The following is an 11,861-nucleotide window of genomic DNA, read 5'->3' on the forward strand; positions in this document are numbered from 1 at the left end:
AATGGAGAGGAGCGCTTGAGATGTTTTTGAACAGATACGGAGATCATATCTTTAAGTGTTTTGTATATTTGATTCTTATCCTTGTTTTGTTGGTTACCTTCTTACCTTTTTGGAATATTCTCGTTCTTTCATTAAATGCTGCTGAGGATACTGTTCGTGGTGGTGTCTACTTTTGGCCAAGAGATATCACCTTTGATAGCTACAAACAAATTTTGAAAGATACCGAAATTATGAATGGGATATGGGTAACGGTTAAACGGACCGTAATTGGTGCACCACTGTCGGTTCTTGTGATTACGATGCTTGCTTATCCGCTAAGCCGGCGGAATTTGATGGGACGCAAGGGTTGGAACCTTTACTTCGTCTTTACGATGTATTTCGGAGGCGGGCTGATTCCTTACTACATGGTGCTTAAAGCCCTGAATATGATCGACACTTTCTCCGTTTTTATTCTGCCAGGCTTGATGAATGTCTTCTATATGATTATTGTCCGTACCTTTATGGAGGGATTACCTGGTGAGATTGAGGAGTCAGCGAAGGTAGATGGAGCGAATGACTTAATGATTTTCTTCCGGATTGTGCTGCCGTTAACAACACCAGTACTCGCGACAGTGGGCCTTTTTCAGGCAATATCGCACTGGAACTCGTGGTTTGACTCCTATGCATTTACTTACAGCTCAGACCTGAAGACCTTGCAAGCGGTCCTCGTCAAAATACTGAGTCAATTCCAGACCGGAGGTATGGTATCGCAATCGCAAATGCTGGCTAACTCCGCCAAGCGAAATGCTGTTTCAAGCGATACGATCCGGATGGCAGCGACGATGGTTGCAACATTGCCTATCGTTCTAGTATATCCGTTCCTGCAAAAGTATTTTGTTAAGGGTATGACTTTGGGCGCTGTTAAGAGTTAATATGATTAAATAACCGAACGCCAGCCGGAGAGGAGTTGTCCAGCTGGCGGCCCTGAAGGGGGGTGAGCGGACAGACTTGCTTGGTTGCTTGCTTGATAGACTTGTGACGTAACTTAATTAATGGGAGGAATTAGGGTGTCTATGATAAAGAAAAACAAATGGTTGAGCGTAAGTATGACTGCTGCATTATCTGTGGGTCTATTAGCGGGCTGTGGCTCTAATGATGGAACAGACAATACAAACAAAGCGGCTGGAGACAATACAAAACAAGAGCCGATTACACTTACATGGTTTGATTCAAATACTAAGGGAGAGCCTTTTACTGATGCTGTTGCCCAAGAAATCACTAAAAAGACTGGCATTGAGATCTCCATTCAGCAGCCAACAGGAAATCCGACAGAGAAGCTAAGCTTGATGCTTGCCAGCGGTGACTATCCAGATGTGGTCGTGATGAGCCGTGGGGATGCTTCACTTGATAAATACATCACAAGCGGTGCCTTCATTCCACTCGATGAGTTGATTGAGAAGAATGGCCCTGATATTAAGGAAATGTATGGCGACACACTGACCAAGACTCGTTATAAAGACGGAAAGAACTATTATTTGGCTAACTGGTACGGACTAGATAGTGATCCAGTCTTCGGGATGCTGATGAGAAAAAATCTGCTTGCAGATCTGGCTCCAGACAAAGCAGATGGCACAACTCCGCTCACAACGGATGAATTAGAAGCCATTCTGAAGGATTTTAAAGCAAAAAATAAGACGATTGATGGAAAAGAATCCATTCCAATGACCATGAACGGTGAGAATATGGGCGCCAACCTGGGAACGTTCAAAGGCATGTGGGGTCTGAAAACTTACTATGATAACAATGGAGCGTTGCAATATGATGTTAAGGATCCAAAGTATCGTGAAATGTTGCTCTACGTAAATAAATTATACAGAGAAGGTCTGATTGAGAAGGAATTTGCGATTAGCAAAACGCAAACTTGGGTTCAAAAGCTGGCTACTGGCGCAGTATTCTCCACACCAGGCGCTTACTGGGATCCAGGTAACGGGAACGGAACTTTGAAGAAGGATGGCGGAGAAGATAATCAGCTCTTCCCATACAAGGTTGTTGCCCCTGGAGTAGACCCTGCCCAAACGACATTTGGACCAAGAAGCTCACTTGGATGGGATGCTATCGCTATTACGAAGAACAACAAGCACCCTGAAGAAACAATGAAGCTGTTCAATTTCTTGGCAAGTGATGAAGGACAGCATTTGCTGCTGTGGGGCCAAGAAGGCGTTCAATACACCATGGTGGATGGCAAGAGAAAACCGGACCCTGCATTCTTGGATAGCTTCAAGGAAAACTGGGACGACACAGTGAAGAAGAGCGGTGTTCGTAAATGGTTGTGGTTTATTAAGAATGGTCTAGATGCAAATGAACAGCCTTACGATATGGCGGTTAAATATCAACGCAGTGAAGTAGATCAGATGGCGATTAAGAGCCTTGGGGATTCTGTATGGGATACAGCGGAATATGACAACCTGAGTCCTGATGGCGGAACACCTGAAGCACTGACTGCACAGAAGGTAAAAGATATTATGGATCAAAGCATTACGAGAGTAATCATTGCTCCTACTGAAGCCGAAGCCAACGCGACATTCGATAAGATGCTTGCGGAAATGAAAAAGGCTGGGGATGAGAAAGTAGAAGAAATCATTAACCAGAAGTACGCAGAGCGTATGGAGCTGTGGAATTCAAAATAATTATTGTAAGGGCCTCCTCTCTGCATTCAGGCAGAGGGGGGGCCTTTTTCTATGTTTTCAAATGTTAATTAAACTAGTCTATTAGCATGCGCATTTTTGCGGAAATCCAGTGGAGCCTGGTGATAGTACTTTTTGAATTGATGATAGAAATGGCTGACATTGTCAAAGCCGGACTCCAGAGCAATCTCGACCACACGTAGTTCAGTAGTAAGTAGCAGATTACGTGCCACGTTAAGCCTAAGTTGGTTGATATATTCTGTTGGTGTCTGGTTCAAGTACTGGCGGAAGGCCCGGTTGACATGACCGGCGCTTCTGCCCGACAACTCGTACAGGGCATGAAGGCCTTTGTTTAAGTTTTCTTTTAGATGCATCTTGGAAACGGCATGTTCGAGCCACAGTGGGAATTCTGGCTGCTCGATGGTTTCTGGAGAGAAAAAATGCTGGGTAAGTGTATCTACGAGTATTCCTTTCAGATAAATCCTGGACTTTACTTTGTCTAAGGTAGAAAGCATTCGGATGCGTTCGAAAGAACGAATGAAATCATCCATCTCCAGTTGAGATAACATGGCGATTCTAGGGAGTGGAATATTTAATAGCCCGTGCAGAAATTCTTCTTCATTCAGGTAACTAAAGGCATCATTAATGAGGCTTTTTCGGCAGGGAATGTTCAGAAAGCGGCAATCGCTATCCCCGTCAGCTTCATAGCGATGGGTATCATCGGGCCGGATGAAGACAAGGCAGCCAGATTGAAGAAGCTGGGCAGTCCCGTTGACGATATGCCGGCATCGGCCTTCAGTGAGTATGAAAAATTCATAAAAATCATGTGTATGTTCTGGGGATACCTGACTTAGGGACTCGACCCAGAAGGGATCTGCTAACAATTCGGGATTAATGTGGCTTGCCTCGGTATATTTGATCATGTTTTTCCTCCAGTGTTAGTGATGTTAAAATAGCACACTATTTTTGCGAACACAATAGAAGAAATATATGCGTATTATTGTTAATATTTTAAAACAAGAAGTCAAAATAGCACATTTTTGGAGGCGGAAATATGCAACTTGTCAATCTAAACGGAAAATGGAAAATGAAACGGCTTCATGCACCGAAATGGCTGGAAGCCAGCGTGCCAGGCTCTGTCTACCATGATTTGTTCAATGCTGGTGAAATGCCAGATCCGTTCTACCGCGAGCAGGAGTATGAGGTTCTGGAACTGTCCAAATACGATTACGAATATAAGCGTAGTTTTCAGCTGGAAGCAGGCGTTCTAGAGCATGACCGAGTATTTCTGCTGTGTGAAGGGTTGGATACGCTTTGTGAGCTTTCCCTGAATGGAACTAATATTCTGAACAGTGACAACATGCACCGGACGTATGAAGTAGATATCAAGTCTGTATTGACGCCTGGTGATAATACTATCCACGCCATTTTTCGCTCTCCAGTAGAATTCACTCTACGGAAGCAAGCAGAATTGCCGCTCAGTGGATGTGCTGATGCCGTAGAGGGGATATCGCATCTGCGCAAAGCACACTCTATGTTCGGCTGGGACTGGGGTCCGAAGTTACCCGATCTAGGAATCTGGCGTAGTCTCTCCATACAGGGATATAACAGTGCCCGTCTTGATGATGTTTATATTACTCAATTGCATGAGAAGGATAAGGTCATGCTGGATGTTCGAGTTAGAACAGAGAGCTGGCAAGCGGCTGATCGAGAAATTGTGGTTAAAGTTCACACACCAGCGGGTCTGTGCATTGAGCATCGTGTGTCCGAAATGATTGAGACGGATCATCATATTGCACTGGAAATTATGGAGCCAGAGCTGTGGTGGCCGAATAATCTCGGTGCTCAGCCACTGTACAATGTAGATGTTGTACTTGAGGAAAAGGCGGAGGAGCTAGATCGTAGAGAACTGCGAATTGGACTAAGAACCATTACTGTAAAGCAGGAAGAAGACCAATGGGGAGAATCTTTTGCTTTTGAAGTCAATGGTGTGCTTATTTTCTCTACAGGTGCCGACTATATTCTGGAAGATAATCTTCTGCCTCGCGTGACTAGAGAACGCACAGATCGCTTGCTCCAAAGCTGTGTCGCTGCCAATTTCAATACGATTCGTGTATGGGGTGGCGGGTATTACCCGGATGATTATTTCTATGATCTCTGTGATGAATATGGCCTCATCGTCTGGCAGGATCATCTCTATGCGTGCGGCATCTATGCCTTGACCGAGGCTTTCGAGGAGAATATCACGCACGAGACCATCGATAACATGAAGCGTCTTCGCCATCATGCTTCGCTAGGCTTGTGGTGCGGCAACAACGAGCAGGAGCTGGCTTGGGACGAATGGGACTGGGAGAAGCATTATTCTCTGCAGCTAAAGGCAGATTATATTAAGCATTATGAGGTGCTTCTACCGGCAATCGCTAAAGAAATTGATCCGAACACCTTCTACTGGCGGGCTTCACCATCCTCCAAAGGCAGCTTTGACAAGCCAAATGACGAGAATTATGGAGATATGCATTACTGGGGAGTCTGGCATGGAAAAGAACCCTTTACCGATTACCGGAAGCTATATCCGCGCTATATGTCTGAATTCGGGTTGCAGTCTTTTCCGGGCTTGAAGACCATCGAATCGTTCACACTGCCGGAGGATCGTAATATCTTCTCTTATGTCATGGAGTCCCATCAGAAGAACAATACCGGGAATGAGAAAATTCTCTACTATATCGGGGAGACTTACAAATATCCGAAAGATTTTGAGTCTGTGCTATATGCCTCGCAGTTGATCCAAGCAGAAGGGATGCGTTGCGGCGTTGAGCACTGGCGCAGACATAGAGGTCGCTGTATGGGTGCGTTGTATTGGCAGTTGAACGACTGCTGGCCGGTAGCTTCTTGGTCCAGTATCGACTATTATTGCCGGTGGAAGGCTATGCATTATGCGGCTAAACATTTCTTCGCACCGATTCTTGTTTCTGCCCTTGACGAAGGAACGAAGGTCTCCCTTCATGTCTCTAACGAAAGCAGAGAGCAAGTTGTTGGTGAATTACGCTGGAGGCTGCTCACTACGGCATCGGAGGTCTTGCTGGAAGGCACAAAGCCAGTGGAAATTGCCGCATTAAGTACTGCTGAGTTCGAGCAGCTTGATTTCGGCCACATATTGGATACGAAAGGAAAGAAACGTGAGACTTATCTGGAGTACTCTTTCGAGGTAAATAGTGAGACAAAGAGTGGCGGAACGGTCCTGTTTGTGAAGCCAAAGCATTTTAGCTTCGTTGACCCTGAGCTTGAAGCGGTACTTACCGAGGAAGAAGAACAATTTGTCATTACCGTGAAGGCTAAGACGTATGCTCGTTTTGTCGGCCTAGACTTCAAGGAGAGAGATGCCATCTTCAGCGACAACTATTTTGATATGTCAGGTGGTACAACGAGGACCATTACCATCACTAAAAAAGATCTCGACAAGCCAGCTACGGCGGAAGAACTTCGTGCACAGCTTACTGTACGCTCCGTATTTGATATTTAAATAGGAAGATTCAAAGGAAGCAGGCCCTTATCTTGGGGCCTCTTTTTTTATGTATTTTTTTTACTATATCCGCTAATAATCATTTATTGTTTTGTAAAGCTTAATAACAAGAAATTGAATGTTTTATAGATCAATATTTTACTACTTAAGGTATAGATATTAAGATTGTATCCCCTTCCAATTATCTTTAAAATAGACTTCAAACAACAAGATAAATTAAGCCAGTTATATTTCAACAAGATCTGATAAGAAGAGTAGGAGGATATTATGAGTATTTATTATGATGACAGCCGCAAGGTGTTTCATTTACAGTCTGAGCAATCCAGCTACGTTATTGAAGTCGTTAGAGGTGAGCTTCCAGCGCATATCTATTGGGGTCCTAAATTAGAAGGAATAGTGCAGCCGCTGAATTTGGTGGAACGTTGCTCCTTTAGCCCGACCTATACGATGGAGGACAAGAGGATTTCCCTCGACACTATTCCAAGTGAATTTCCGTCTTATGGGAATGGTGATTTCCGGGAACCAGCGCTTGAGGTTCATTTGGTAGACGGTACGACCGTTACGGATTTCCTTTATAAGAGCTATAAGATCAATAAAGGAAAACCTGAGTTAAAGGGACTGCCTTCCACTTATGTTGAAAGTGAAGAAGAAGCAGAGACACTGGAGCTTTTTCTTCAGGATGACAAAAGTGGACTGATTGCTGTATTAAGCTACACAGTGTTTAATAATCAGGATGTGATCACACGTTCTGTACGGATTGAGAATCAAGGTAAGGACAATGTGGTGCTGAAGCGTGTGTTAAGCGCAAATGTTGACTTCCATGATTCCGATTATGACATGCTGCAATTATCCGGTACTTGGACGAGAGAACGCCATATCTATAAAAGACCGCTTGTACCTGGTATCCACCGAATTGACAGTAAGCGCGGTGCGAGTAGCTCCACGCAGAATCCTTTTATGGCTTTGCTTGCAAAAGATGCAACAGAGGACCACGGTGAAGTATACGGGTTCAGCCTTGTGTACAGCGGAAGCTTTCTTGCGCAAGCAGAAGTGGATCCATACGGCATTTCCAGAGTGGGGATCGGCATTCAACCGTTTAATTTTCAATGGCTGCTTGAACCTGGCGAATCCTTCCAGGCCCCTGAAGCTGTGCTGGTAAGATCCAGTCAAGGGCTTGGTGGATTATCAAGAACCTACCACCGTCTGTATCGGACCCGGTTATGCAGAGGCGAATTTCGTGATCGTAAGCGCCCTATTCTCATCAACAACTGGGAAGCTACCTATTTTAATTTTAATGCAGATAAAATCAAAGAAATCGCTCAAGCAGGCAAAGATCTCGGACTTGAACTGTTTGTCTTAGATGACGGCTGGTTTGGGAAACGAGACAATGATGATAGCTCCCTCGGAGATTGGGTAGAGGATCGCCGCAAGCTTCCTGAAGGTCTTGGAAAACTTGGAGAAGATATTACGGCAATGGGCATGGAATTCGGATTATGGTTCGAACCGGAAATGGTATCGCCAGAAAGTGATCTTTATCGAGAACATCCAGATTGGTGTCTTCATGTGCCAGGTCACAAAAGAACGCTAGCTCGCCAGCAGCTTGTTCTGGATTTATCCCGTAAGGATGTATGTGATTATATTGTGGAATCGGTTAGCTCCGTACTGTCATCGGCTCCAATTACTTATGTGAAATGGGATATGAACCGGAATATGACGGAGATTGGGTCTGCTCTTCTTCCTGCAGAACGTCAACGTGAAACGGCTCACCGTTATATTCTAGGACTTTATGATGTGCTGGAACGTATCGTCACCCGTTTCCCTCATATTCTGTTCGAGAGCTGCTCCGGCGGCGGCGGACGATATGATCCGGGAATGCTGTACTATATGCCACAGACCTGGACCAGTGATGATTCGGACGCTATTGAAAGATTGAAGATCCAATATGGAACAAGCATGGTGTATCCTGCAAGCTCTATGTGTGCTCACGTATCGGCTGTTCCTAACCATCAGGTGCACCGTATCACACCACTCGAAACACGCGGTCATGTTGCGATGTCTGGTAACTTCGGCTACGAACTAGATATGACCAAGCTTACTGATGATGAGCGTGAGGATATCCGGAAACAGGTCTTAGAGTACAAGGAACTTAGAATGCTGATTCAGTTCGGTGATTTCTATCGACTGCTTAGTCCATTTGAGGGGAATCAGACGGCATGGATGTTTGTTTCGGATGATAAAAAAGAAGCCTTCGCCACGTACTTCAGAGTGCTGGCCGAGCCTAATGCACCTATCCGCAGATTGCGGTTGAAAGGACTCGACCCAGCTAAGAACTACAAACTTGAGCTCAACGGTGAAGTGTACAGAGGGGATGAGCTGATGCACTTCGGACTCTCCCTTCCACAGCTTGAGGGCGATTTCAAAAGCTTACTAGTTGTACTCAAAGAGGTTTAATAAGAAAAGGAGTAAGCCACTGGCTTGCTCCTTTTTTATATGGATTAATTTTCGAAAAATACATGTTTGGTTTGGAACGCTAGATCCTGTTCGCGGTAAGTCGAAGGATTGACCCCAAAATAGGACCGGAAAACCTTTCCGAAGTAGCTGGCATTATCAAATCCGCTCTCCGTCGCAATCTGGTTGATACTCAAATCTGTTGTTTTGAGTTTGGAAGCTGCCAACTCGATCCGCCGTCTTTTTAAATACTCAAAGGGTGAAAGATTGATGTTTTTTTGAAACAATCTGCAAAGATGATGTTTGGAAACACCAACATGGGCGGCAACATCGTCTAAGCTTAGATTATTATTATGCAGATCATCTTTCATGAATTGAATAGCGGCGTGAAGCTTGTCATTTTTTATATAGGTGGTTAACAAATTTGGTTTCTTGAGGTATTTCTCCATGGACAAGATCCACTGAAAGACTTTTCCTGTTAAAAGATGCAAATCTCTTTCTTCATGAACCTGAATGTCCTTGAATGTACTCCACAATAAATCTATCGAAACCGATTCTTGGGGGAGTTCTACAATTGGACCGCAATGAGCAGCGAGTTGGTTCCAAAGTGAAATCGCTAAAGGCCCCCGTAGATTGAGCCATAAAACTTCCCAAGGCTCGGTGCCTTCTTCCGGATAATAGTACCTGTGTATGCTGGGGACAGTCACTAGAAAAGCTTTGCCCTTCGTTAACCGATGAACAACCCCATCGATTTCAATTCTACCCTCTCCCGATAATGTGTACTGAAAAATAACACAACTTCTCTCCGTCCGGTTCTGGCCGTTGAAGGAGTAGGCAGGTGAATCGAGTTGTTCCCAACCTATAGAATCAAACAGAAGCATGGAAGCTTCTTCTTCCGAGCGAAAGGTGTAGGAGGAACGGAACATTAGCAACTTTCCTTTCTAGAAAAAAGCTTTTGAGAACAGATCAATAATTTACTACTGTTGTTTACTCTATCAAAGTGTAAGCTTTTTTCGTTCTCTGTTCAAACTCTGTTGAATACGCAGGTCTGGATGCTCTTTTTTTATAGCACATGAATGCACTCTAATGAACTGTGATCTCGTACGTCTGGATTAGATTATTCTCAGCTTTAAAAAAAATCAGATCCGGTGTGGTGGGGGAAATTACCTCACCTTTTTTGTTGCTTAAAATTCCCGATTACGCATATAATACAAACAAGTGTTCTTATTTTTATGGAGGCGATCGCATGCAAATCAGCATCGGCCAAATAATTGAAATTATATATCAGGATAAGGCGAGAAATATCAGCCAGCGGAAAATTGAAATACACAGTATCCGTGACGGACGCATACGAGCTAGCTGTCTGACTACAGGAACGCCTCGCATGTTCTTGGCAGCAAATATTCTTTCATGGCAACCCGTGCAGGAACAACGTCATGCCTAAGAATCGCGTCATTCTACTGTCTGATTGCCAGGCATTTTACGCCTCCGTGGAGAAAGCTGCCCACCCTGAATATCGAGATAAACCTGTTGCAGTGGGGGATCCAACAAGAATGAACGGTATTGTGTTGGCGGCCTGCCCGCTTGCAAAAGCAAAGGGGGTAACAACGGCTTCGCGTGTAGGTGAAGCTTTAGCGAAATGCCCGGAGCTAATCGTAATAAGACCACGCATGGGGACTTACATTAAAGTATCACTCTTGATATCAGAGATTTACCGAACATATACCGATCTGGTAGAACCCTACAGTATCGATGAGCAGTTTCTGGATGTCACAGGATCTCTTGCGTATTTCGGAGGATCGCTGCAGGATATGATTCATAAAATTCAGCACCATGTGTTACTTTCGACCGGAGTCTGGACACGGGTAGGTATTGGATCTACTAAGGTTATGGCAAAGATGGCGACAGATAACTACGCCAAAAAGATGAAGGATGGAATATATGAACTTTCTTTTGACCAATTAGAGACGACCCTTTGGAAACTTCCCGTGCAGGATATGTTTATGGTAGCGGCTAGAATGACCAAGAATTTTTGGCGTATGGGTATATCCACAATTGGAGATATTGCGCGAATGGAACTGTCAGAATTTAAGCGACGAATGCGAACTACCATGGGTAAGCAAAGTGATATTCAAGCGGAATATTATTGGCAAACTGCACGCGGGCTAGATCCTAGTCCAGTGGTCACAGGAATGCGTCATCAAATCAAATCAGTGGGACATGGTAAGGCTTTGCGCTGGAATTTATACACCAGGCATACGGATATTGAGGTTGTGCTGCTTGAGCTCGTCATTGAAGTATGCCAGCGAGCCCGGCGGTATGGGTATATGGGATCGGTAGTATCTATTTCAGTTTTAGAGACGGACGGAGAGCGTTCAAATGCTTACGAGCGTCAGATGACATTGCCCGAACCCACATCACTAACACACGAAGTAGCTGCTGCTGCGCAAAAATTATTTGCAGACAACTGGTCGGGCCTTCCCATAGGTCGATTAGCGATTTCCTTGACTAACCTATCAGATGATAGCGTCATCCAACTTACACTCTTTGATGACAGGGCTCGGGCTTACAACAAAGAACGTGCAATCGATCAAATAAAAGCTCGTTATGGCAGTAAAGCTCTAATCAGAGCTTCATCTATGCTTGAATCCGGTGTTGCCCTAGAAAGAGCTGAACAGATTGGAGGTCACTATAAATGAGTAAACTTGAGGGTAATGAACGCTGGAAAACGAAAATGATCATGACCGAGCATGTTGAGCAGTACGAGGAACAGCAGCGTGAGAACCCAGATAAAATGATAACTATGGAGGAACGTACGATGGTTCGAGACCTCATTTTGCTTCCTTATATAGATACTATGGTTAGCAAGAGCCTGAAAGAGATCGAGCCCTCCAGCAACATTCTTAAACGTGCCTATTTGATGGCTGGTCAAGCCATTCAACGCCGTATCATGCAGGATACTTATCGGCTGCAAAAAGAGCTGAAACAGCGGAATATCAGGGTGCTGGCAGATGAACAGGAGGAATTCTTGGTGTATTACAAAATCTTTTGCCGAGGATATCAGGAACGCTTTGGATTAACTCGAGATGTGATGCGTACAGAGATAAGCTTAAGGTTGACTAAATACACAGCTGAACTCGGAGCAATATTAAAAGATCATTTGAAATAAAACAAGGCTTTGTCAGTAATTATACTGGCGTGGTCTTGTTTTATGTGAACCAGAAATTAAT

The 11,861-nt window shown here is 44.4% G+C and carries 9 protein-coding genes; 7 read left to right on the forward strand and 2 right to left on the reverse strand.

Going from position 1 to position 11,861, the window contains the following annotated elements; all coding sequences use genetic code 11:
• Positions 1 to 20: 20 nt before the first annotated feature.
• Positions 21 to 911: a carbohydrate ABC transporter permease gene (locus ACWNM1_RS08355; protein WP_042190738.1), complete on the forward strand. Its 891-nt coding sequence runs from the start codon at positions 21 to 23 to the stop codon at positions 909 to 911.
• 141 nt (positions 912 to 1,052) lie between these two features.
• Positions 1,053 to 2,666, forward strand: coding sequence for an extracellular solute-binding protein (locus ACWNM1_RS08360; protein WP_449600662.1), 1,614 nt, complete (start codon positions 1,053 to 1,055; stop codon positions 2,664 to 2,666).
• A gap of 68 nt (positions 2,667 to 2,734) precedes the next feature.
• On the opposite strand, the gene ACWNM1_RS08365 is transcribed toward ACWNM1_RS08360, so the two are convergent.
• Complete coding sequence (locus tag ACWNM1_RS08365) at positions 2,735 to 3,586, reverse strand: helix-turn-helix domain-containing protein (RefSeq protein WP_449600630.1); 852 nt, start codon at positions 3,584 to 3,586, stop codon at positions 2,735 to 2,737.
• Between the two features lie 131 nt (positions 3,587 to 3,717).
• On the opposite strand from ACWNM1_RS08365, the gene ACWNM1_RS08370 reads away from it, so the two are divergent.
• Both ACWNM1_RS08370 and ACWNM1_RS08375 read left to right on the forward strand, forming a co-directional pair.
• Complete coding sequence (locus ACWNM1_RS08370; protein WP_449600631.1) at positions 3,718 to 6,183, forward strand: beta-mannosidase; 2,466 nt, start codon at positions 3,718 to 3,720, stop codon at positions 6,181 to 6,183.
• A 267-nt stretch (positions 6,184 to 6,450) separates the two neighbouring features.
• On the forward strand, positions 6,451 to 8,634 hold the full coding sequence (locus tag ACWNM1_RS08375; protein ID WP_449600632.1) for an alpha-galactosidase: 2,184 nt from the start codon (positions 6,451 to 6,453) through the stop codon (positions 8,632 to 8,634).
• A gap of 44 nt (positions 8,635 to 8,678) precedes the next feature.
• Here the strand turns inward: ACWNM1_RS08375 and ACWNM1_RS08380 are convergent, their stop codons facing one another.
• Positions 8,679 to 9,557 carry a helix-turn-helix transcriptional regulator gene (locus ACWNM1_RS08380; RefSeq protein ID WP_042190729.1) on the reverse strand — a complete coding sequence of 293 codons (879 nt, stop codon included), beginning with the start codon at positions 9,555 to 9,557 and terminating at the stop codon, positions 8,679 to 8,681.
• Positions 9,558 to 9,877: 320 nt separating this feature from the next.
• Here ACWNM1_RS08380 and ACWNM1_RS08385 point away from each other — a divergent pair, with 320 nt between their 5' ends.
• The 3 genes from ACWNM1_RS08385 to ACWNM1_RS08395 are packed head-to-tail and all read left to right on the forward strand — an operon-like array spanning position 9,878 to position 11,800.
• The gene (locus ACWNM1_RS08385; protein ID WP_042190727.1) at positions 9,878 to 10,075 is read left to right on the forward strand and encodes a hypothetical protein; all 198 of its coding nucleotides are present in this window, start codon (positions 9,878 to 9,880) and stop codon (positions 10,073 to 10,075) included.
• On the forward strand, positions 10,068 to 11,330 hold the full coding sequence (locus ACWNM1_RS08390; RefSeq protein WP_449600633.1) for a DNA polymerase IV: 1,263 nt from the start codon (positions 10,068 to 10,070) through the stop codon (positions 11,328 to 11,330). The genes ACWNM1_RS08385 and ACWNM1_RS08390 overlap by 8 nt, the downstream gene beginning before the upstream one ends.
• Entirely contained in the window at positions 11,327 to 11,800 is a 474-nt protein-coding gene (locus ACWNM1_RS08395) for a hypothetical protein (RefSeq protein WP_042190722.1), read from the forward strand. Before ACWNM1_RS08390 ends, ACWNM1_RS08395 begins: the two co-directional genes overlap by 4 nt.
• Positions 11,801 to 11,861: the final 61 nt, after the last annotated feature.

It is taken from the genome of Paenibacillus sp. Marseille-Q9583 (assembly GCF_976954365.1).

Bases quoted from the DNA above. Each gene is read 5' to 3' on its own strand.
- ACWNM1_RS08395 (WP_042190722.1), top strand. From the start codon at position 11,327: ATGAGTAAACTTGAGGGTAATGAACGCTGGAAAACGAAAATGATCATG.
- ACWNM1_RS08370 (WP_449600631.1), top strand. From the start codon at position 3,718: ATGCAACTTGTCAATCTAAACGGAAAATGGAAAATGAAACGGCTTCAT.
- ACWNM1_RS08365 (WP_449600630.1), bottom strand. From the start codon at position 3,586: ATGATCAAATATACCGAGGCAAGCCACATTAATCCCGAATTGTTAGCA.
- ACWNM1_RS08375 (WP_449600632.1), top strand. From the start codon at position 6,451: ATGAGTATTTATTATGATGACAGCCGCAAGGTGTTTCATTTACAGTCT.
- ACWNM1_RS08380 (WP_042190729.1), bottom strand. From the start codon at position 9,557: ATGTTCCGTTCCTCCTACACCTTTCGCTCGGAAGAAGAAGCTTCCATG.
- ACWNM1_RS08390 (WP_449600633.1), top strand. From the start codon at position 10,068: ATGCCTAAGAATCGCGTCATTCTACTGTCTGATTGCCAGGCATTTTAC.
- ACWNM1_RS08360 (WP_449600662.1), top strand. From the start codon at position 1,053: ATGATAAAGAAAAACAAATGGTTGAGCGTAAGTATGACTGCTGCATTA.
- ACWNM1_RS08355 (WP_042190738.1), top strand. From the start codon at position 21: ATGTTTTTGAACAGATACGGAGATCATATCTTTAAGTGTTTTGTATAT.
- ACWNM1_RS08385 (WP_042190727.1), top strand. From the start codon at position 9,878: ATGCAAATCAGCATCGGCCAAATAATTGAAATTATATATCAGGATAAG.